The organism is Rhodococcus ruber (assembly GCF_016804345.1).
Taxonomy (GTDB): Bacteria; Actinomycetota; Actinomycetes; order Mycobacteriales; family Mycobacteriaceae; genus Rhodococcus; species Rhodococcus ruber.
Genome location: NZ_CP044211.1, coordinates 371,594 through 392,703 on the forward strand (window position 1 = coordinate 371,594; position 21,110 = coordinate 392,703).

General features: G+C 69.8%; 18 protein-coding genes. 4 read left to right on the forward strand and 14 right to left on the reverse strand.

The window, feature by feature from the left end; translation table 11 throughout:
* Positions 1-8: 8 nt before the first annotated feature.
* Genes F1734_RS01740 through F1734_RS01765 form a run of 6 tightly spaced genes read right to left on the reverse strand, consistent with a single transcriptional unit; the run spans position 9 to position 6,225 of the window.
* Positions 9-941: a phosphotransferase family protein gene (locus tag F1734_RS01740; protein ID WP_082900332.1), complete on the reverse strand. Its 933-nt coding sequence runs from the start codon at positions 939-941 to the stop codon at positions 9-11.
* Positions 938-2,347: an amidase gene (locus F1734_RS01745; protein WP_064066693.1), complete on the reverse strand. Its 1,410-nt coding sequence runs from the start codon at positions 2,345-2,347 to the stop codon at positions 938-940. Before F1734_RS01745 ends, F1734_RS01740 begins: the two co-directional genes overlap by 4 nt.
* Positions 2,344-3,609, reverse strand: coding sequence for a M20 family metallo-hydrolase (locus tag F1734_RS01750; RefSeq protein ID WP_064066694.1), 1,266 nt, complete (start codon positions 3,607-3,609; stop codon positions 2,344-2,346). Before F1734_RS01750 ends, F1734_RS01745 begins: the two co-directional genes overlap by 4 nt.
* Positions 3,602-5,176 carry a sodium:solute symporter family protein gene (locus F1734_RS01755; protein ID WP_203011284.1) on the reverse strand — a complete coding sequence of 525 codons (1,575 nt, stop codon included), beginning with the start codon at positions 5,174-5,176 and terminating at the stop codon, positions 3,602-3,604. The genes F1734_RS01750 and F1734_RS01755 overlap by 8 nt, the downstream gene beginning before the upstream one ends.
* Position 5,177: 1 nt before the next feature.
* Complete coding sequence (locus tag F1734_RS01760; protein WP_064066696.1) at positions 5,178-5,456, reverse strand: hypothetical protein; 279 nt, start codon at positions 5,454-5,456, stop codon at positions 5,178-5,180.
* Positions 5,457-5,466: 10 nt separating this feature from the next.
* A complete protein-coding gene (locus F1734_RS01765; protein WP_064066697.1) occupies positions 5,467-6,225 on the reverse strand; it encodes an inositol monophosphatase family protein in 759 nt (252 codons plus the stop codon).
* A 468-nt stretch (positions 6,226-6,693) separates the two neighbouring features.
* Here F1734_RS01765 and F1734_RS01770 point away from each other — a divergent pair, with 468 nt between their 5' ends.
* A complete protein-coding gene (locus F1734_RS01770) occupies positions 6,694-7,491 on the forward strand; it encodes a GntR family transcriptional regulator (protein ID WP_159105359.1) in 798 nt (265 codons plus the stop codon).
* Between the two features lie 6 nt (positions 7,492-7,497).
* Here the strand turns inward: F1734_RS01770 and F1734_RS01775 are convergent, their stop codons facing one another.
* Positions 7,498-8,106, reverse strand: a complete 609-nt coding sequence (locus F1734_RS01775) for a YqgE/AlgH family protein (RefSeq protein WP_010595408.1) — start codon at positions 8,104-8,106, stop codon at positions 7,498-7,500.
* 54 nt (positions 8,107-8,160) lie between these two features.
* Positions 8,161-8,856 (reverse strand): TetR/AcrR family transcriptional regulator, encoded by a 696-nt coding sequence (locus tag F1734_RS01780; RefSeq protein ID WP_203011285.1) that lies wholly within the window; start codon positions 8,854-8,856, stop codon positions 8,161-8,163.
* A 129-nt stretch (positions 8,857-8,985) separates the two neighbouring features.
* Between F1734_RS01780 and F1734_RS01785 the strand changes: the two genes are divergently transcribed.
* Complete coding sequence (locus F1734_RS01785; RefSeq protein ID WP_203011286.1) at positions 8,986-9,912, forward strand: NAD-dependent epimerase/dehydratase family protein; 927 nt, start codon at positions 8,986-8,988, stop codon at positions 9,910-9,912.
* Positions 9,913-9,915: 3 nt separating this feature from the next.
* Here the strand turns inward: F1734_RS01785 and F1734_RS01790 are convergent, their stop codons facing one another.
* On the reverse strand, positions 9,916-10,785 hold the full coding sequence (locus F1734_RS01790) for a class II glutamine amidotransferase (RefSeq protein WP_003936677.1): 870 nt from the start codon (positions 10,783-10,785) through the stop codon (positions 9,916-9,918).
* Between the two features lie 135 nt (positions 10,786-10,920).
* Between F1734_RS01790 and F1734_RS01795 the strand changes: the two genes are divergently transcribed.
* Together F1734_RS01795 and F1734_RS01800 are read left to right on the forward strand one after the other, a co-directional pair.
* Complete coding sequence (locus tag F1734_RS01795; RefSeq protein ID WP_048771641.1) at positions 10,921-12,198, forward strand: MFS transporter; 1,278 nt, start codon at positions 10,921-10,923, stop codon at positions 12,196-12,198.
* Positions 12,199-12,271: 73 nt separating this feature from the next.
* Positions 12,272-13,816 carry a DUF4185 domain-containing protein gene (locus F1734_RS01800; RefSeq protein WP_203011287.1) on the forward strand — a complete coding sequence of 515 codons (1,545 nt, stop codon included), beginning with the start codon at positions 12,272-12,274 and terminating at the stop codon, positions 13,814-13,816.
* 76 nt (positions 13,817-13,892) lie between these two features.
* Here the strand turns inward: F1734_RS01800 and F1734_RS01805 are convergent, their stop codons facing one another.
* The 5 genes from F1734_RS01805 to F1734_RS01825 are packed head-to-tail and all read right to left on the reverse strand — an operon-like array spanning position 13,893 to position 21,008.
* Positions 13,893-14,951: a sulfate/molybdate ABC transporter ATP-binding protein gene (locus F1734_RS01805; protein ID WP_010595414.1), complete on the reverse strand. Its 1,059-nt coding sequence runs from the start codon at positions 14,949-14,951 to the stop codon at positions 13,893-13,895.
* Positions 14,948-15,742, reverse strand: a complete 795-nt coding sequence (locus F1734_RS01810; RefSeq protein ID WP_119700241.1) for an ABC transporter permease — start codon at positions 15,740-15,742, stop codon at positions 14,948-14,950. The genes F1734_RS01805 and F1734_RS01810 overlap by 4 nt, the downstream gene beginning before the upstream one ends.
* The gene (gene modA, locus F1734_RS01815) at positions 15,739-16,500 is read right to left on the reverse strand and encodes a molybdate ABC transporter substrate-binding protein (protein ID WP_119700242.1); all 762 of its coding nucleotides are present in this window, start codon (positions 16,498-16,500) and stop codon (positions 15,739-15,741) included. The genes F1734_RS01810 and modA overlap by 4 nt, the downstream gene beginning before the upstream one ends.
* Positions 16,497-16,901, reverse strand: a complete 405-nt coding sequence (locus F1734_RS01820; RefSeq protein ID WP_059175060.1) for a TOBE domain-containing protein — start codon at positions 16,899-16,901, stop codon at positions 16,497-16,499. Before F1734_RS01820 ends, modA begins: the two co-directional genes overlap by 4 nt.
* 60 nt (positions 16,902-16,961) lie before the next feature.
* Positions 16,962-21,008 (reverse strand): bifunctional nitrate reductase/sulfite reductase flavoprotein subunit alpha, encoded by a 4,047-nt coding sequence (locus tag F1734_RS01825; RefSeq protein ID WP_203011288.1) that lies wholly within the window; start codon positions 21,006-21,008, stop codon positions 16,962-16,964.
* Positions 21,009-21,110: the final 102 nt, after the last annotated feature.

The window sequence follows — 21,110 nt, forward strand, 5'->3', positions numbered from 1 at the left end:
TCGTCTCCTCACAGATTGCGGATGCGGTCGTCGAAGTGGGGGTCGCGCAGCCCCGCTCGTGCCCTCAGGAACTGCCAGTCCGAGAACTTCGAGTACTCGTGGGTGCCCGGACGCATCGCGTCGCAGTAGGCACCGATCAGTGCCCAGCGGAGGCTGTCCGCGATGCCGTAGACCCGGGCCCGATCGAACAGACTGTAGTCCCAGGAACGCCAGAACATTTCGAACACTACGCGGGCGTCGCGGTCGTGCGGACACAGTTCCCCCAGGAGAGTACCGAGATCCTGCAGCGGATCCATCATCGCGGCGCAGTCCCAGTCGACGAGAAGGAGGCCGCCACCCTCGGGGACGAGGACGTTGGAGACGTTGCCGTCGCCGTGGGCAGGGACGAGATCGTATCCCGCCGCCTCGATGCGCTGCTCGGCATCGGACAGGGTCCGCAGCATCCACGGCAGATCCTGCGGAAGGGCCGCCGATGCGGCCCGAGCCACCCGCAGCGCGTCGCGGATGTCGTCGAACACACTGGCGGTTCGCGAGAACGCCGCCAGAGAATGCACCCTCTTGCGCAGCTCGACGAGTGGGGCGATCGCCTCGGCCGAGCCGAAGCGGTCGAGGGTTGCAGTGCGGGACCGTCCCGTGAAGTCCTCCATCACCAGCAGGCCCGATTCCGGATCGGCGGCGTACACCGCAGGACCGAGACCGGCATCGCCCGCGGCGGTCGCGGCCTCGAAGGACGCGGCGAGATCGACGTAGCCGCGCGCGTGCGGTTCCATCACCTTCACGTAGCCGGTGACACGCGCTCGCGTGTCCACAGCGGCCCGCACGCTGTAGCGTTCGGAATCGGCTCCCCACCAGCTGGGGCTGGCCATCGTGGGCGAGCTGTCCAGTTCGAGCTCCGCCCCTTCCCACAGCCCGAGGGCGTGCACCTGTTCGGCAATACTCACCGGGATCCTCCTGTCGGAACAGCCACCACGTGGCGTGGCCAGCTCATCGGGAACGGCCGGTGACGCTCGAGCCACCGGGTGAGGCGGAGCAGCCTCTGATCGTCGAAGCGTGCTCCGACGATCTGGACTGCGACCGGACACTCGTCGACGAATCCGAAGCAGAGGGTCGACGCGGGCTGGCCGGTCTGGTTGAACCAGGCCGTATAGGTGCAGTGTGCGAGTGGTCGGTCCGGGTACAGGCCCACCTCGTCCGCGGCGAATCCCGGTGTCGGGATCACCGGCGCGAGCACGAAATCGTAATCGGCGAGCGCGGACTGCAGCCTCGCCTGGGACGCATCCACCCTCGCGAGGTCGGCGGCGTACTGCACTGCGCTGCGGTCCGCCGCGGCGGCAGCCCAGTCGGCGACCGCGGGCAGGACCAGGTGCCGGCACTCCTCGGGCAGGGTCTCCCATTCGGCCCGCGCCCGAACCTGGAAGACGCGGTCGAGGGCAGGATAGGGATCCACGGCGAACGGTGGCGGTACCGCAGCCACGGCGGCACCACCGTCCTGCAATGCCGCCGCCGCGTCACCGACGACCGACAGGACCCGCTCGTCGAGGGGGTGCCCGTGTCCCATGTCGGTGAGGACACCGATCCGCAGTCCGGCGGGGGACAGTTCGACGTCGAGCGTGTCGTCGGCCTCCGGCGGGAGCGACCACGTGTCCCGCGGGTCCGGGCGGCTGATCACCCGATACAGGTCGACGACCTCGTCGACGGTGCGGGCCATCGGACCCGCGGATCGCATGGTCGATGCCGGAGCGTGCGGGATCCGCCCCTGGGTGGGCTTCAGAGCCACGAGACCGCAGTGCGCCGCGGGCAGGCGTACCGATCCCGCGATGTCGGTTCCGACGGCGGCATACCCGATGCCGGCCGCCAGCGCGGCGCCCGCACCGGCACTGGAGCCGCCGGTGTTGCGTGCCGGATTCCAGGGGTTGCGCACGATCCCGTAGAGGGAGCTCACGCCCGCGGCCATCATGCCGAAGTCCGGCATCGTGGTCTTGCCGACGATCACCGCGCCGGCTTCCTTCAGTCGGGCGGCCGGTGGGGCGTCCACCATGGCGTCGGGGACCGTCGCGTGGGCCTTCGAGCCGTGCCGCCACGGCATCCCGATCGCGTTGATGCTGTCCTTGATCGTCACCGGGATACCGTCGAGATCACCGAGAGGGCATCCGGCCGCCCATCGGGCGGCGGACGCCTCGGCCGACGCCCGGGCCCCGACCTCATCCAGGTGGGCGACGGCGTTGATCACCGGATCCACCCGATCGATGTGGGCGAGGGTCGCGTCGAGAACGTCGACGGGGGTCAGTTCCCCTGCCCGGTACGCGGCGCGGACCTGTGCCGCTTCTTGTGGAATCACCCCGGTCATCGGGCTGCCACCTCCCTCGCTTCGTCCGACAGCAGCGCACCGGCCGTCAGGTTCCGGACCACTGCGCTCAGGACGTCGAGGCCGCGCAGCAGGTCGGCGTCCTCGGTGAACTCGGACTCGTTGTGTGAGATGCCGTTCGAACTCGGTACGAAGAGCATCACCGTCGGAACGACGTCCTTCAGGCTGATCGAGTCGTGTCCCGCGCGGGTGAGCATCCGCCGGGACGTGTATCCGGCCTCGGCGACCACTGCCTCCGTAAGTTCGACTCCGGCCGCCGGGTACGGCGTGGACGGCCGCAGTGCGCACGCGACGATCTCTACCGTGACCTCGCCCTCGTCGGTGATCGCGGCGAGGGCCTGCACGAACTCGGCGTGCGCCTTCTCGAGGGTGCCGGCATCGCTCGAGCGGATGTCGACGTCGATACGAACCCGGGACGGCACCACGACGGGGGAGTTGGGCTCGATGACGAACCGGCCCACCGAGGAGAGCACCGCATCCGGTACATGGCCGGACGCGACGGCTCGGACCGCCAGGACGACCCGTGCCGCGCCGACCAGCGCATCGCGACGATCCGCCATCGAGGTCGCACCGGTGTGGGCCTGCTCGCCGTGGACGACGACGGTGTACTTCCGGACCGCCCAGTTGGCGGTGACCACCCCGATGTCGGTACCCGTCTTCTCGAGCTCGCGGCCCTGCTCGATGTGCACCTCCGCGTACGCCACCGCATCAGGCGGTTCGTCCGAACCGTGGAAACCGATGTTCGTCAAGGCTTCCCTGACGGATACGCCGTCCAGGTCCCGGCGCTCGAGGATCTGGTCGACCGTGTACCTGCCGACGTACCCGCCACTGCCCATCAGACTCGGCTGGAAACGGGCCCCTTCCTCGTTGAACCAGTCCACTACCGCGACGTTGACCACGGGAGCGAACTGGCCGGCCGCGACCGCACCGTCGACCCCGGTGGCCGCGTGCGCGGCAGCGAGGACGCCGTAAGCCCCGTCGAAGCGACCGGCAGACGGCTGGCTGTCCGAATGGGAGCCGACGAGGACGTACGGGGCACCGGGCACCCACTCGAGGAGGCCGAAGAGGTTGCCTACGGCGTCAATTCGAACGGTGAAGCCCCGTGCGGTGAGCCAGTCGGTCAGCCACCGCCGAGCCGTGGCGTGCTCCTCGCTCGCGGCGAGGCGGTGCAGCCCGCCCCCCGCGGTCGCCCCGAACCGAGACCAGGCCGTGAAGTCGTCGAGGAAGTCGTCGTGCTCAGGCATGTGCGGTTCCCGTCGCAGGAGTGGCGGACGGTACCTCGAAGGCCACCGAGAGGGCGGGCTCCGGCGTCTCGGCACCGACGGCGACCGGCCGGGTGGCGACGGCGAACATCTCGTCGACCCGACGCTTCTCCGCCTCGCTGGTCCCAGCGAAGGCCGAGACAACGAGGTAGACAAGCAGATTCACGACCATACCCACGACACCACCGGTGAGGCTTCCCAGGCCCGCGATGTCGTCCGGGTACACCACCGTGAGCACGAGCGCGACCACGAAACCGGACACCATGCCGGCGACCGCACCGTACTTGTTTCCGCCCCGCCAGAAGATGCCGAGGAACAACGGGATCGCGATCTGGACGATGCCCTGGTACGAGATCTGTGCGAGCAACTGGAGCCGCGTCATGTCGAAGGTCAGGTAGGCCACTACCGCGGCGAGGCCCATGAACACGACCATGCTGGTCTTGGCGACGTAGGTGAGCTGGTTGTCCGTCAGCGGACGCTTCTCGGAGTTGATCAGGTCGTTGGCGATCTGCAGACCGCAGACCTGGACGCTGCCGTCGATGTGTCCCATCGATGCGGCGAAGACCATCGTCACGCCGAGCCCGAGAAGCCAGGTGCCGCCGTAGGACTCCATGATGGTGAACCATCCGGCCTGCGGATCCGAGTAGACCTCCGGCATGGTGGTGGCCGCGACACCGAGCAGCATCAGCAGCGTGTAGAACACACCGGAGATCAGGACAGTCCGGATGGTGCCGGCCTTGACCGCGCGTACGCCCGAGGCGGTATAGATCCGCTGGAAGCTCATCGGCCAGCACAGCGATCCCACGACACCGGTGAAGATCAAACTGAACAGGTAGAAGGGTCCGTAACCGTCTCCGTCGCCGGGAACCCGCAGCACCTCGGCCGGCACGTTCGACAGGGCCGAGAAGCTGAGCGGCCCGTCGCCGACGCCGAGGAGCAGGAGCAGGCACACGATTGCGGCGAAGACGTAAGCCACCACGCCCTGGAACATGTCTGTCATGATCAGCCCGCGCATGCCCATCTTCACCGTCCAGTACTGACGGATCACGATGACCGCGAGACCGATGAGCAGGCACGCGGTGATGGACCACCGTCCCTCGCTCGCGATCTCGAATACCTCTCCGAGAGCTTGCATTCCGAGAACCACCCAGGGGAACACCGACACGATCCCGATCACACTGGCGACGACCTTGACGGCACGCGAGTCGAACCGCAGGCCCATGAGATCGGGCTGTGAGCGCAGGTCGTACCGCGCGCCCCAGCGCCAGGCCCGGGTAGCCATGAAGTACATCATCGCCACGCCGAGACTCGAATAGGCGAGTCCGTAGAACCCGAAGACCCCGGCCCCGGCCGCCATGCCGAAGAAAGCGATGAACACCGATCCCGGCCACCAGGAGTTGACATAGCACATGGCGACGTACCACGGACCGTACGAGCGCCCACCCACGGAGTACTCGTCGAAGGTCGGCTTCTGCTTCTGCTGGGTGCGGTAGAGGATGTAGATGACGACGGCATAGAAGACCGCCAGCATACCGAGCATGATCGCCATGTCACTGTCCCTTCACTGAAGACTCTGCGGGAGCTACGCTTTCGTCGAGCTCACCACGGATGTCCTCGACGATGTAGAGGCCCCACAGGCCGAATCCGAGAACGAGTCCGTTCGCGATCCAGTACAGGACGCTGAACGGGATTCCGAATATCGTCGTATCGACTCCGCTGCCCCACAGATACAGCACCGGAACCAATGCGAAAGCCAATGCTGTTATGTAAATTCCGCCGAACACGGTCTTGACGGTCCGTTGTTCGAGATTTCGAATGAAGTCCTTCATCTCAGATTCCTCAGTTCACCAGTTTCAGGACGGCCTCGTGCAGGAGGCCGTTGGATGCGATACCCGTACCCCGGTCGTATCCGGGCCGTCCGTCGAGCGCCGTGAACCGGCCACCGGCCTCGGATATGATCACCGGCATAGGTGCGAGGTCGTACGGTTGGGTGGTGTAGTCGACGACCACGTCGGCGTGACCACTGGCCACCATGGCGTATCCGAAAGCGTCACCCCACGTCCGGAGGACGACGCCACGATCGATGAGGTCGCGGATCGTCTCGGGCTTCCAGTCCTCGAGCCACGTGGCCATGAGATAGGCACCGTCGAGGCTTCCGCGCTCGGAGACGTTGACCCTGACGTCGTTGCGCCAGCATCCCTTTCCCTTCTCGGCGTAGACCATCACATCGATACTCGGGAAGTTCATTGCACCGAAAACGATCTCGCCGGATCGCTCGTAGGCGAGCAGGTTTCCGTAGAGGGGAACCGCGTGGACGAACGACTTGGTGCCGTCGATGGGATCGATGATCCACCGATTGCCGCTGGTCCCTTCGACCTCACCGAACTCTTCGCCGAAGATCCCGTCGTCGGGGAAGAGCTCGCGCAGACTCGAACGGAAGACGTCCTCCACCTCGCGGTCGGCTCGGGTGACGGGTGATCCATCGAACTTCGTCTCGACCTGTATTCCGCTGGTCTCGAACCACTTCCGAGCCACCTCGCCGGCGTCCCGAGTGATCGACAGCGCGCTCTCGGCTGTAGGCGAAAGATGGTTGTGCATCGCATGTTCCCTTCACTGACCTGGATCCGGCACGCCCTGGGAGCGCTGTTCGGATATGGACAATCCTCGGTGTGGACCATTTCTGGTCCGTCCACCGAATGTGAAGCGGATGTAACATCACTGCTCGCGCCGCCGGACGGCGCGTCGAATGTCCGTTACAGCGGGTATCGGTCGGCGCAGGCAGCCTGCTTCCGAGGCGAACAGGTCGCCGTCGACGGTTGCCGACCGACCGGTGGCCGTAGACAGCCGATGTCGGGCTCCATGTCGGTCGCCTCCCTCCGTCCACCCGTCGCCGAATCATCCGATTCCTGTGTCCTGCATCACGTTAGATCGCCAAATGTGTCGAAGGCAACACTTGCGGGGTGTACCATTACTGGTTCTTTTCGGAGGCGCAATCCTGGCGCGCTCATCTGCCCGATCACTTATTGTCGTGTGCCGGCTCGCACCGATCCGTGGACCCGACTTGCTGTGCATCACGGACTGCAAGATGATCCATGGATCACGCTTTCGTCATGTGAGGTAGCCATGCAGGTTTCGGAGCACGCGCACGCGGCGCTAGTACGGCTGACCACGGAGTTGCGTGAGCGTTCGGTCGAGAAGCTGCCCCCGGAACGCGAACTCGCGACGCGGTTGGGGACCTCTCGGACCACGATCCGGAAGGCGATCGACCGCCTCGAACGAGACGGCCTGGTACGGCGTGTGCGGGGCCGGACGGGTGGAGCCTATCTCGTGGGGATCGTCTCGGACAGGGAAGCAGGGTTCGATGCGGGACCGGGACGGCGACTCGCCCGCAATCTCAATACCGTCAAGGGCGTTCCTCAGATGCTGCACGAGCAGGGATTCCAAGACGGTACCCGGGTACTGTCGGCGGAACTGGTCGCACCGACCCCCCAGGTGCGCGAGATCCTGCGCATACCCGCCGGGAATCCGGTGGTGTCGCTGCTGCGCCTGCGGTTCGCCGATGGTGACACCCTCTCGCTGGAGCGCATGTACCTGCGCGGCGTCCAACCGATACTCGGCACGGCACTGACCTCGATCTACGAGACTCTCCGGTCCGAGTTCGGGATCACAATCGCCGCGACGGAGGAGTCCATCGAGTTGGCCAGCGCCACCGCGCAGACCGGCGGATTACTCGACCAACCCGTCAATACCGCCCTGCTGAGGCTGGAGCGGATCGGGTACGACCAGGGCGACAGCCCTGTCGAGTACTCCGTCGACCTCTTCCGCGCGGACCGGACACGGTTGAGTGTGCGGACGCGGGGATAGCCGGTCTCAGTTCCGCTCGACCTCGATGGGGTGGGTGGCCAGCAGCGCGAGCGGCAGCGGCTGCCGGCGCAGCACCCGCGCCCACAGGTCGACCCGGGGCGGCCCGAGGATGTCCTGGGGGAGGGCGGAGATGACCATCCAGTCGTCGTTGTCGAGCTCGCCGTCGAGCTGCCCGGCGCTCCACCCGGCGTAGCCGGCGAAGATGCGGATGCCTTCGACGAGCGGGCCGATGACGGCCGGATCGGAGTCGAGGTCGATCATGACCACCCGCCCGTCGATCCGGCGCACCCCCGGCACCCCCTCGACCGAGACGCCGACGCGCAGCGTACCCAGGCACAGAGCCGAGTCCCGCCGGACGGGACCGCCTACGTAGAGCGCCTTGGGTGCGGCGCTGAGCTCCGTCCACTGCGGCAACACGGCTTGGACCGCAGTGTCGCTGGTGCGGTTGAGCACCACGCCGAGACTGCCCACGTCCCCGTGCTCGATGATGTAGACGACTGTTCGCCGGAAGGTCGGCTCGACGAGATCGGTGGCCGACACGAGCAGCGTTCCGGGTCGGACGGCCGGTGTCGCCGGTGCCGTGCGGTCCTCGGGTTCGTCCTGATGCTGCGCCACCCCGACATCATCCCACCGTCGCCGACGCGGCGTGGCGGCAAGGCGGGGAGACGTTCAGGAGAGACCGACGGTCTCGGCGAGCACCGCGAGGTGATGGTCGAACAACTGCCCGGGTTCGGTGAAGGAGTCGGTGCCGTACTGGCCGAAGACCTCGAAGTTCACGGCCCCGAACAGGGCGGCCCAGACCAGCACACCGCGGGCCAGGACCGCGTCGGGGACACCGGAACCGAGTGCGGCGCGGATCCGGCCGAGATCGGTGGTGAGGCCGTCCGGGACGGCAACGGTGGCCGGGACGTGGAGGGCGCCGGCGGCGTGTGCGGCGTCGAGGATGCGGAGGAGCCGGACGACGACGCGGGTGCCCGGGCCCGTGGTCTGCTCTGCGGGAGCGTGGTACCCGGGAACCGGACTGCCGAACAGCAGGGCGTAGCGCGCGGGTTCGCGTAGCGCCCAGGTGCGCACCGCGCGGCCGAGGACGCGGAACTGTTCGGCGTGGGCATCGACGGCGACGTCGGCGAGCGCGTCGTCGACGGTGTCGGCGAGTTCGGTGTAGCCGTCGACGACGAGGAGGGTCAGCAGTTCGTCGCGGCTCGCGACGTAGCGGTACACCGCCGAGGAGACGACGCCGAGGTCGCGGGCGACGGCGCGCAACGACAGGGCGGCGGCGCCGTGGGTGGCGAGATGTTCGCGGCCGATCCGCAGGATGTCGGCCATCGTCTGCCGGCGGGCGCGGGCGCGGGGGGTTCCGGTCATGGCTTTCACCCTGCCAGATTCGTGAGCACTGTCAACAAAAGTGAGCACCGCTCTTGACTTTCCCCGCCGCGGCGCGCATTGTTGTCCCGAACAGAGAGCAGTGCTCACATTTCGAAGGAGCTGGACACCATGTCGAATCTGCAGGTCGTCACCGGCGCCGGTCCCGTCGGCTGGACCGTCGCCGAACAACTCGCCGGCCGGGGCCACCGCGTCCGCGTCCTCACCCGGTCCGGCAGTGGTCCGGAGCATCCGCTCGTCGAGCGCAGCCGGGTCGACGTCTCCGATCCCGCCCGGCTCGGTCCCGCCCTCGAGGGCGCCGGGGCCGTGTACCACTGCATCCATGGCTCCGCCTACCGCGCCGACACCTGGGAACGCGAACTGCCGGCCGCGGAGCGCACCGTTCTCGAGGCGGCCGGGCGCACGGGCGCAGTCGTGGTCTTCCCCGAGAGCCTGTACTCGTACAGCGAACCCGAGCGGGTCATGACCGAGGCGTCGCCGCGCGCGAGCACCACCGGCAAGCGGGGGGTACGGGCCCGGTTGCTGGACCGCCGTGCCGAGAGCGACACCCCGACCGTCAGCGTGGTCGCGTCCGACTTCTTCGGACCCCACGCCCGCAACGCCCACGCGGGCGAGCTGATGGTGCCGACCGTCCTGGCCGGGCGCAGCCCCCGCGTACTCGGCTCACCCGACGTCCCGCACTCGTTCACCTACGTGCCGGACCTGGCGGCCGCCATGATCGCGGCCGCGTCGAAGCCAGCGGCGTGGAACCGCGTCCTGCACGCCCCCACCGGCCCGGCCGGCACCCAGCGCGAACTCGTCGCCGCGTTCGCCGCCGCGGCGCAGATGCCGGCTCCGAAGGTGGGCACGATCCCCACCTGGCTGCTGCGTGCCGCCGCACTGGTGAACCGCGACGCCCGCGAACTGGCCGAGATGCTCTACCAGTTCACCGATCCGTTCGTCATGGACTCCACGTACAGCGAGGAACTCCTCGGCCTGCGCCCGACGCCGCTGCCCGAGGCCGCGGCCGCGACGGTGCAGTGGTGGCGCGAGCAGTGAAGCTCACTTCCCGGTCTGGGACGCGGCCGCCCGCTCGTCGAGGTCCGCAAGGGTGATCGGGTGCCGCGGGGGCTCGTCGACGACGACGGTGCGGGTCACCCGGAGCTCGCCGTCGACGTGCAGCAACTCCCCGCTGCGCAGGTCCGACCAACCCGGATCCTCGTCCATGCGCTCGCTGGCGACCACGACCGCCGGTTGCCGCGCCAGGTGGCCCGAACGCACGCGGACCGTGCCGGCCTCGCTGGCATGCTCGAGGTGGCGGCCTCCGTGCGGGCCACCGGCGGGACGCTCGAGGACGAACAGGTCGTGGGTGTCCGGATACCGCAGCGCCCACAGCTCCGTCGCGGTCGTCAGGACCACGTTCAATGCGTAGACGGGCAGATTTTCGGCGGCCCACCGGACCGCGGCCGTCAGGCCGGCACCGACGTCGCCGCCGTGCTCGTCGATGCGGCGGGTGACGAGCGCGAAGAACCGCTCCGAGTCCGTCTCGCCCGCCACGAGATCGCGGTACGGGCCGAGTTCGGCCTCGAGCCGCGGCAGGTCGCCGAGGACACCGTTGTGGGCGAACAGCCGCCCGCGCTGCTCGAACGGATGCGTGTTGCCCACGTCGAGACCCCCGGTCGAGGCGAACCGGATGTGCGCGACGAACGTCTGCGACCGCCGCTCCTTCGCCTCGGTGGCGAACGCGCGGTCCTCGTACGCCGCCAGCGGTTGCTTCTCCACCACCGGGCGGCCGTCGTCGGCGAACGTCCCGAGCCCGGTGCCGTCGGGTTCACGCCGGCTCTGACGGGCCAGCGAATCGGACGCATCGAGCAGCCAGAAGGTGGCGTGTACCCGGTGCGGCGCGGCGGTCAGCCCGAACAGTCGGCACATGGCGGTGTGTCCCCCCTTCCGGAAGTTGCCGGTTGCGCAGAGGGTAGGCCGGGGGACGTGGCGGGGGAGGCGGAACCGTCGCAGCGAGACGACCCGCGCCGGACGGATAGTGTCGGACCGATAGTGTCGGGCACTGTGCGGGAGTCGAGGCGGCAGGCGTGGCGCTCCACGGCGACGGCGCTGCGCCGGTCGCCCGGACTGGCCCGCCTGACGACCGTCCGTTTCGCCAGTCAGTTCGGCGACGGGCTGTTCCAGGCTGCGCTCGGTGGGGCGATCCTGTTCAATCCCGAGCGCCAGACCGATCCCGCCGCGATAGCGGCCGGATTCGCGGTGCTGCTGCTGCCGTACTCGGTGGTCGGACCGTTCGCCGGCGCCCTGCTCGACCGGTGGGACCGTCGCCTGGTGCTGGTCGTCGCCAACGCCCTGCGCGGCGTGCTCATCCTCGCGATGTCGGCGCTGCTGCTCACCGGTGGCGGTTCCACCCCACTGCTGCTGCTCGCCCTCGCCGCCGTCGGTGTCAGTCGCTTCGTGCTCGCCGGGGTCTCGGCGTCCGTCCCGCATGTGGTGCGTCAATCATGGCTGGTGCCGGTCAATTCCGTGCTCGCCACGGTGGGCTCGGGAATCTCCGCGGTCGGGGCCGGCGTCGCGGTCACCACGATCGGTCTCGTGGGGGAGGGCGACTTCGGTTCCGGGGTGGCTGTGGCCCTCGGCGTCAGCGGATCCGTGGTTGCCGCGCTCGCCGCCGGCGGCTTCGCCCGTCACGCGCTCGGTCCCGACCGGGCCGTGCAGCGTCACCCGATCCGCGCCGTCGCCGCCGGCCTGCACACCGGCGCCACGGCGGTGTGGGAGGCGCCGGGCGTCACCGTCGCGATGATCGGCATCGGCGCGCACCGCATCGTCTTCGGCATCGACACGCTCATCATGGTGCTGGTGCTGCGCGACGCCGACGGTGCCACACTGCCGGGCGGGCTCGTCGGGTTCGGTGTCGCCGTCGGAGCCACCGCCGCCGGGATGCTCGTCGCGGCGGTCGCCGCCCCGCTCGTCATCCCCCGCCTCGGCCGGCCCCGCACCGTCGTCACGGCACTGGCGTGTGCGGGCATCGTCCAGCTCGTCCTGGTCACCGGGTTCGACGAGACGGCACTGCTCGCCGCCGCGTTCCTGCTGGGTCTCGTCGGTCAGACCGTCAAGCTCACCGGGGACGCCGCGATGCAGATCGAGATCGACGACGCCCGGCGCGGACAGGTGTTCGCCCTGCAGGACACCGTGTTCAACATGGCATTTCTCGCGGCGATCGTCGCGGCCGCCCTGGTCGTCGCGCCGGACGGCCGCAGCCCGCTGCTCGCGCTCGCCGGAGTGGCGGTGTATGCCGGCGGGCTCGTCGCGGCGACGGCGGTTCGCCGGTTGCGCATGTGAGCCTGCGCGGTTTCGGGCGCCGGATTTGTTAGGTTCGCGGGGCATTTTCCCGACCGTCCCGGAGGAGAACGCCATGGCACGCAGGCACCGCACACCGCTGTCGGCGCTCGCCCTGGTCTCGTTGGCGCTGCCGCTGCTCGCGCTGCCCGGCCACGCCTCGGCCGCCCCGCCGGTCAACTCGTGCGGGGAAGAGGGCTTCGACCCGGCGGTGGAGCCGCCGGACCCCGGCGCGCCGCAGCTGCCGCGGATCGACATCCCGCCCGTCGTGAAGATCCCCCTGCCGTATCCCGAGATCGTGCCGGTCCCGGTTCCCGGACCGGAGCCCGACGTCACCCGCGTGCCGCAGGAACCCTTACCCGCCGATCCGTGTGCCGACCCGTGCCCGGTTCCGGGCCTCGCGCCGGACGCTCCCGATGCCCTCTCGAGCGGCTCGAGCGGCTCGAGTGGGTCCGCAGGCTCGAGCGGCTCCACAGGCTCGAGCGGATCCTCGAGCTTCCTGCCTCGCGTCGAACTGGATCCGCAGCCGGAGACGATCCCGATCCCCGTGCCCGGCCCGCCGGGTGCACCCGTCCCACCGGCCCCGCCTCGGGAGGATCCGCCGTTCGAGCCGGGCACGGTCACCGCCCGCCCGCCCGCGCCCGTCGTCGGCGACGTCGAACTGATTTCCCAGCTCACCGGTCCCGGCTCGGAGAATCGCACCGACGCGCGCTGGGCCGTGCACGGCACCGATCTCGGCATCGCGTGGGAGACGCGCCCCGGGGAGGTGGCCCTCGCCTTCGGCGACACGTTCGGTGCGCAGTGGTCCCCGCCGGGCGGGGCCGGCGGCGACTGGCGCAGCAACGTGCTGGCGTTCAGCCGCGACGCGGACCTGTCGGACGGCCTCACCATCGACGCGATGGTGCAGGACAGCCCGTGCCACGCCGCGGAGATCCTCGACGCCCGGCATGTGAAGAACTTCGAGACCACCGTCATCCCCACGTCCGGTTTCGCGATCGGCGACCGGCAGTACCTGAGTTACATGTCCGTGCGACGGTGGAGCGTCGTGCCGGGCATGTGGTACACGAACCACGGCGGCATCGCCTACTCCGACGACCACGGACAGACGTGGGTGAAGGATCCACATGCCCGCTGGGACAACGTGTTCGGGCTGGGCCGGTTCCAGGTCGCGACGATGGTGCCGCACGGTGACCACGTCTACGTGTTCGGCACCCCGAACGGCCGCATCGGGTCGGTGGGCCTGGCCCGCGTGCCGGTCGACGACGTGCTCAACCCTTCCGCATACCAGTACTGGGTACACGACCGCTGGATGCCGGTCTTCGAGCAGCTCGCCACCCCGCTCGCCGACGGCGCGGCGAGCGAGCTGTCGGTGCGGTTCGACGCTGCGCGAGGCCGCTGGCAGATGAGCTACCTGGATCCGATCGCCGGCAACATCGTGCTGCGCGAGTCGGATTCACCTCAGGGCCACTGGTCGGATGCCGCGCCGCTGGTGCGGACGGCCGACTACCCGAAGGCCTACGGCGGCTTCATACATCCCTGGTCCGACGGCCGGGACCTGTACTTCACCGTGTCGGAGTGGGACAGCTACAACGTCTACCTGATGCGCGCCCGCCTGGATTGAATCCGGCTGCGCCGCAGCGGATCCGAGCGAGTGTACCGTTCACCTCGCGGCCCGACGGAGCGATGCGTTCGCTCGGTCAGCGGGCGGCGTGGATGCGGACTTCGGTGGCCTTGACGACGAACCACACCGCCGCGCCGGGTGCGAGTGCGAGATCGGCGGCTGCGGACGTGGTGACCTCTGCGGTCATCCCGGACTCGGCGGCGCGGACGAGGACGGTGGCACCGCGGACCTCGAGTTCCCCGACGACGACGGCGAACGAGTTGCGGGGACTGCCGTGCGGCTCGTCGGGATAGACCGCGACGGCCGCGGGGGCGAACACCGCGACCGCCGAATCCCCCGGAGCGCAGTCGTCGTCGGGCACCCCCCGCACCCGGCCGACGACGGTGTCGACGCCGTCCGCGGTGAGGGTGCCGGCGAGCAGGTTCAGTCCCGCGATGCGAGCCGCGAACGCGCTGCGCGGCCGGGACAGCACGTCGCGCACCGTGCCTGCCTCGACGATCCGGCCCCCGTCGACGACGACGGCACGATCCGCGAGGGCGAGGGCGTCGAGCGGGTCGTGGGTGACCACGAGTGCCGTGCGCCCGGCGTCCTTCAGGACCGTGCGCAGCAGCGACCGCACGGCCGGGGCGGCCGTCACGTCGAGGGCCGCCATCGGTTCGTCGAGCAGCAACAGCCGGGGGTCGGCGGCCAGCGCGCGGGCGATCGCGACGCGCTGGGCCTGACCGCCCGAGAGCTGCCGCGGTTTCCGGTCGGCGAGGTCCGTCGCGCCGACGGCGGCGAGGTGCCGCCACGCCGCCGCGCGGGCGGCCGATCGGCCGCGTCCCGCACTGCGGGGAGCGAATGCGACGTTGTCGAGGACGCTCAGGTGCGGGAACAGCAGCGGCTGCTGGGCGAGCAGCGCCACCGCGCGGCGGTGCGGCGGCACCGCCACCCCCGTCGCCGTGTCGGTGAGCACCCGCCCGTCGACCTCGACGCGGCCGTCGTCGGGCTGCAGCAACCCCGCGATCACGTTCAACGCGGTCGACTTCCCGGCACCGTTGGGCCCCAGGACGGCGAGCACGCTGCCGGACTCCGCGGCGACCGCGAGGTCGACGTCGCGGGACTCGACCCGGGCCCGCAGTTGCAGTCCGGTCACGGCCCACCCGCTGCCCGTCGCCCCCGCACGGCGACGACGATCACGAGCGCGACCACGACGAGCAGCAGCGACAACGCCACCGCGGCGTCGGCGTCGGTCTCCCGCTGGAGGTAGATCTCGAGCGGCAACGTGCGGGTGACACCCTGGAGGCTGCCGGCGAAGGTGAGGGTAGCGCCGAACTCTCCGAGCGCCCGCGCGAAGGCGAGGACGGTGCCGGACGCGAGTCCCGGCAGCACGAGGGGGAGGGTGACGCGGCGGAAGACGATGGTCGGGCGTGCCCCCAGCGTTGCGGCGACCGCCTCGTACCGGGTGCCGGCGGTGCGCAGGGCGCCCTCGAGACTGATCACCAGGAACGGTAACGCGACGAACGTCTGCGCGAGGACCACTGCCGTGGTGGAGAACGCGATACGGATTCCGAGCAGTTCGAGGTACTCGCCGAGCAGTCCCCGGCGACCGAAGGTGTACAGCAGCGCGATGCCGCCGACGACGGGCGGCAGCACGAGTGGCAGCAGCACGAGCGAGCGCAGCACCGGAAGCCCGCGAAAGGTGCTGCGCGCGAGCACGGTCGCCATCGGCACGCCCAGCAGGACGCACAGCACCGTGGCGGCACCCGCGGTCCGCATGCTCAGGGCCAGGGCCTGCAGGGACGCCTCGGAGGTCACCAGATCCGGGAAGTGCCGCCAGTCGACGGCGAGGATCAGCGACAGCAGCGGCACGGCGACGAACAGTCCCCCGACGAGCGCGGGGACGTAGATCCACGCCGGCAGCCCCGCCGGACGGACGCGCGTCACGGGCCCGCGAACCCGTGCTCGGCCAGGACCCGTCGCCCGTCGGGCCCGGTGACGTGCGCGACGAACGCCGCCGCGGGATCCGCCGCCTCTGCGAGGACGGCGACGGGGTAGGTGTTGACGGCCGCGGCGGACTCGGGGAACGGCACGGTGGTCACGGCGTCCCCGGCCTGCCGGGCGTCGGTGACGTACACCAGCCCGGCGTCGGCCTGGCCGCTGGTCACCTTGCCGAGGACGTCCGTCACCGACGACTCCTCGCTGACCGGAGCGAGGTCGACCCCCGTGGCCTGCTCGATGCGGGCCGACGCCGCGCCGCACGGCACCTGCGGCGCACACACGACGACGTCGGCTCCGGGCCGGCCCAGGTCCGCGAAACCGGTGATGCCGAGCGGGTTGCCCGGCTCGGTGACGATGGTGAGGGTGTTGGCCGCGAAGGCCACGGGATCGCCCGCGACGACACCGGCGTCGACGGCCCTGGTCATGTTGGCGGCGTCGGCGGTGGCGAGGACGTCCGCCTCGGCACCCTGCGACAGGCGGGCGACGAGGTCCGACGAGCCCGCGAAGTCGAACACGACGCGGGTGCCCGGATTGCGGGCCTCGAAGTCCGCGCCGATCTCGCGGAAGGGCGCCTGCAGCGACGCGGCCGCGTACACCGTGAGCTCACCCGCGGCCCCGGACGGCGACCCCGGGCCGCCGCCGGCCTCCCCGGCACATCCGGCGAGGACGAGCGCGGCGACGGCGACTGCGAGAGCGGGTTTCACGATGCCCCTCCGGGGGTCTCGACGATGACCGTCGTGGCCTTGACGACGGCGACCGCGAGACTGCCCGGTTCGAGGCCGAGTTCCCGGACGGCCTCGCGGCTCATCAGCGAGACGACGCGGTGCGGGCCGCACTGCATCTCCACCTGCGCCATGACGGTGTCCGCGACCACCCGGGTCACGATTCCCGCGAACCGGTTGCGGGCGGAGCTGCCCACGCCGAGCAGATCGGGTGCCTCGTCCGCCTGCCGCCGGGCGAACTCGGCGAGCTCGGCTCCCTCGACGATCTTGCGCCCGGCGCCGTCCTTGCCGGCCGGCAGAGCGCCCTGGTCGATCCACCGTCGCACGGTGTCGTCGCTGACGCCGAGCAGCCGGGCGGCATCCTTGATGCGAATCTGCGTCACAATGCAGACACTAGTTCCGCGTCTGCGGACCTATCAACCGAAAATCGACGAATCTGCGGTTCAGTACACGTCGCGCACGTAGCGCTTCTCCGCGGCGAGTTGCTCGACGTACGCCTCGGCGTCCACCGCGTCGAGCCGGCCGTGCACCTGAACCACCTCGCGCAGCGTCTCGTCGACGTCCTTCGCCATCCGGCTCGCGTCGCCGCACACGTAGAAGTGGGCACCGTCCTGCAACCACTTCCACAGCTGCGCTCCGTGCTCGCGCATCCGGTCCTGCACGTAGATCTTCTGTCGCTGGTCGCGGGAGAAGGCGAGATCGAGCCGGGTCAGGAAGCCGTCGGCGTGCATCGCCTCGATCTCGTCCCGGTACAGGTAGTCGGTCGACGACCGCTGATCACCGAAGAACAGCCAGTTCCGGCCGGTGTGGCCCATCTCGCGGCGATCGTGCAGGAAGGCGCGGAACGGTGCGACACCGGTGCCGGGCCCGACCATGATCATCGGGGTGTCCGGAGTCCGGGGCGGCCGGAAGTGGGTGCTGCGCTGGACGAAGATGGGAATGTCGACGCCGTGACTGTGGTCGGCGAGGAAGCTCGAGCACACCCCCGCCCGGGCGATGCCCTCGTAGTTGTACCGCACCACCGACACGGTCAGCTGCACCTCGCGGGGGTTGGTCCGCGGGCTCGACGAGATCGAGTACAGGCGGGGCTGCAACCGCTTGAGCACGGGCAGCCATTCCGCGATCGGCGCCTTGAACGGATACGCCGCGATCACGTCCATCGCCTGCTTGCCCCACAACCACCGCTGCAACTCGATCTTGTTGCCCGGGCGCAGCAGCTTCGCCAGTTCCGCGCTCTGGGTCTGCTCGTGGACGAACCGCAGCAGCTCGGGGGTCACCCGAGCGATCTCGAGGTGCCGGGTCACGGCCTCGCGCAGCGGAATGGTCGGCAGATCCGGGAATTCCACGGGTGTTTCGGGATCGAGCGCGGTGACCTGGAGCCATTCGTCGACCGCCTCGGGTCCGTTGGTGGGCATCACGCCGAGCGCGTCGCCCGCCTCGTACACGAAATCCGGGTCGTACAACTCGAATCCGAACTGGCGCACATCCTTCGACGAACCGGACCCGCTGAGCGGCACGTTCCGGGTCAGGCGCGTGACGAGCGGCGCCTTCCGGCTGTAGGCGGGTTCGGACTTCGCCGGCGGTCCCGGCGCGGACGGAGCCGGCACGGCCCCGTCGAGACGCACGAGTTGCTCGACCGTGGCGAGCCATTCGCCGGCCGGTCCCTCGTAGTCGGGTTCGCAGTCCACCCGCTGCGTGAGCCGGGTGGCTCCGAGTTCGGCGAGGCGCTCGTCGATGCGGCGACCGTGGCCGCAGAAGTCGTCGTAGCTCGAGTCGCCGAACGCCAGCACGGCGTAGCGGGTGTCGGGGAGGCGGGGTGTGTCGTCCCGGTCGAGCGCATTCCAGAACGCGGTGCCGTTGTCCGGGGCGTCGCCGTCGCCGAACGTGCTGGTGACGACGAGCAGATCGCGCACCCCGGTCAGCGTGGACACGTCGACGTCGTCCATCCCGGTCAGGGTGACGGGCCTGCCCGCGGCGCGCAGCCGCTCGGCGCACAACCGGGCGAACTCCTCGGCATTGCCGGTCTGCGAGGCCCACACCACCACCACCGGCGCCACCCCGTCGGACTCGTCGCGGTCCTGCGCGGTGTGCGAGAAGTGTCCCGCCAGCATCCCGTCCACCCAGGCGCGGGTGGCGGCCGGCAGCGGAGCGGACGCCGGGAGCACGGGGACACCCGCCTGCCCGGACTCCCGGAATCCCGCCAGAAATCCGGTCAGATAGTGTTTTTCGAGTTCGTCGAGTACCGGCCGCGCCGTGTCGGCCAGTCCGAGCGCGGAGGCGAGACGGTCCGCCGGCGCGTCGTCCCCGGCCGCCGTCGCCACCTTCGTCAGCGACACCGCGCACACCTTGAACTCCGGCTGCAGCGACGCGGGATCGACGGCGTCGTTGGTGACCGCGTTGACCGCCAGGTACTCCCCGAACATGTCGTTCCAGTGGAACGGGGCGAAGCAGCATCCCGGCCGGACCCGGTCGGTGACCACGGCCGGCAGCACCGCCCGGCCGCGGCGGGACGCGACCTCCACCTGGTCGCCGTCCGATATCGAGAGCCTCTGCGCGTCGGCAGGATTGATCTCGACGAAGGGTCCGGGGTTCAGCTTGGTGAGCTTGGCGACCTTCCCCGTCTTGGTGAGGGTGTGCCACTGGTGCTGGACGCGGCCGGTGTTGAGCACGACGGGGAAGTCGTCGTCGGGCATCTCGGCCGGCAGCATGTGGGGGCGGGGATGGAACACGGCCCGGCCGCTGGCGGTGGCGAACCGCAGCCGGGGGAGGGAGCCGTCCCCGGACCTCAGCAGGGTCTGGCTCACGCCGTCGTTCAGATAGCGGATCGGGTTCCGGTCGGTCGCGCCCTCGGGCGGGCACGGCCACTGCACGGGGGTCTCGCGCAGCCGGTCGTAGCTGATTCCGCGCAGGTCGTATCCGGTCTTCGGGTTCCGGAAGCGCCTGATCTCCTCGAAGATCTCCTCGGAGCACGAGTAGGTGAACGCCTCGGCGTAGCCCATCGCGCAGGCGACGCGCGCGATGATCTGCCAGTCTGGCAGGGCCTGCCCGACCGGGTCGATCGCCTGTCGCAACAGCGTCAGGTTGCGCTCGGAGTTGACCATCACCCCCTCCGACTCCGCCCACAGCGCTCCCGGTAGCAGGATGTCGGCGTACGCGGTGGTCTCGGTCTCGAGGAAGACGTCCTGTGCGACGACGACCTCCGCCCGCTCGAGCGCTTCGACGACGGTGCGTCGATTGGCTACGGACGCAACCGGATTGGTGCAGATGATCCAGCAGGCCCGGATGTCACCGGCGGCCATCTGCTCGAACATGTCGATCGTGCCCTTGCCGACGGTGGTGGGGATGGCACCGGCCGGCAGCCCCCACTGCTGTTCGACGAAGGCTCGCTCGGCGTCGTCGAGAACGGACCGCTGCCCCGGCAGACCGGGTCCCATGTACCCCATCTCGCGCCCGCCCATGGCGTTGGGCTGACCGGTGAGCGAGAAGGGGCCGCTGCCGGTGCGGCAGATCGCGCCGGTGGCCAGGTGCAGGTTGCAGATCGCATTGGTGTTCCAGGTGCCGTGCGTGCTCTGGTTCAGGCCCATCGTCCAGCACGACATCCAGTTGCCCGCCTCGCCGATCCACCGCGCGGCCGTGCGGATGTCGTCCTCGGCCAGTCCGGTGATCTCCGCGACCCGCTCGGGTGTGTAGTCCCCGAGGAAGGCCGTCATGGCCTCCCAGCCTTCGGTGAACTCCGCCACGAAGGCCCGGTCGACGTGCCCGTTCTCGACGATCAGGTGCAACAGGCCGTTGAGCAGCGCCAGATCGGTCCCGGGCGCGATCTGCAGGAACAGGTCCGCCTTCTCCGCGGTGGGGGTGCGCCGGGGGTCGACGACGACGAGTCTGGCACCGGCCTTGACCCGGTTCATCATCCTGAGGAAGAGGATGGGATGGCAGTCGGCCATGTTCGCGCCGCTGACGAAGAACAGGTCGGCGTGGTCGAAGTCCTGGTAGGAGCCGGGCGGGCCGTCCGCGCCGAGCGACTGCTTGTAGCCGGTGCCGGCGCCGGCCATGCACAACCGGGAGTTGGACTCGATGTTGTTGGTACCGACGAATCCCTTCGCGAGCTTGGTCACCAGGTACTGCGCCTCGAGCGACATCTGTCCGGAGACGTAGAAGGACAGGGCGTCGGGGCCGTGCTCGTCGAGCACCCCCCGCAACCGGCGGGCGGTCTCGGCGATCGCGGCGTCGACGTCCACGGGCACCGGGGTGGCCCCGCGTTCGGTGCGACGGTACGCGGTCTCCATGCGTCCGCCGGCGGCCATCATCTCCGCGCTGGTCGCCCCCTTCGTGCAGAGGCGCCCGAAGTTGGTGGGGTGGTCCTTGTCGCCGTACGCGTCGAGCACGCGGCGGGCACCGCTCGCGGGATCGAGGCCGACCTCGAGCACCATGCCGCAGCCCACGCCGCAGTATGAGCAGGCGGTCTTGACCTTCGTGATCTCGCCCTGCATCGAACCGCTCCTCACCTGGGTCGGCCACGTTCCTCCGGCCGGGTCTCATGCTCCCGACCCCGTGTTTCGTGGGCATTAACCGTGGTGAGTCCCCGGTGACAT

Bases quoted from the DNA above. Each gene is read 5' to 3' on its own strand.
- F1734_RS01745 (WP_064066693.1), bottom strand. From the start codon at position 2,347: ATGACCGGGGTGATTCCACAAGAAGCGGCACAGGTCCGCGCCGCGTAC.
- F1734_RS01750 (WP_064066694.1), bottom strand. From the start codon at position 3,609: ATGCCTGAGCACGACGACTTCCTCGACGACTTCACGGCCTGGTCTCGG.
- F1734_RS01755 (WP_203011284.1), bottom strand. From the start codon at position 5,176: ATGGCGATCATGCTCGGTATGCTGGCGGTCTTCTATGCCGTCGTCATC.
- F1734_RS01760 (WP_064066696.1), bottom strand. From the start codon at position 5,456: ATGAAGGACTTCATTCGAAATCTCGAACAACGGACCGTCAAGACCGTG.
- F1734_RS01765 (WP_064066697.1), bottom strand. From the start codon at position 6,225: ATGCACAACCATCTTTCGCCTACAGCCGAGAGCGCGCTGTCGATCACT.
- F1734_RS01780 (WP_203011285.1), bottom strand. From the start codon at position 8,856: ATGACCGGAACCCCCCGCGCCCGCGCCCGCCGGCAGACGATGGCCGAC.
- F1734_RS01785 (WP_203011286.1), top strand. From the start codon at position 8,986: ATGTCGAATCTGCAGGTCGTCACCGGCGCCGGTCCCGTCGGCTGGACC.
- F1734_RS01790 (WP_003936677.1), bottom strand. From the start codon at position 10,785: ATGTGCCGACTGTTCGGGCTGACCGCCGCGCCGCACCGGGTACACGCC.
- F1734_RS01800 (WP_203011287.1), top strand. From the start codon at position 12,272: ATGGCACGCAGGCACCGCACACCGCTGTCGGCGCTCGCCCTGGTCTCG.
- F1734_RS01825 (WP_203011288.1), bottom strand. From the start codon at position 21,008: ATGCAGGGCGAGATCACGAAGGTCAAGACCGCCTGCTCATACTGCGGC.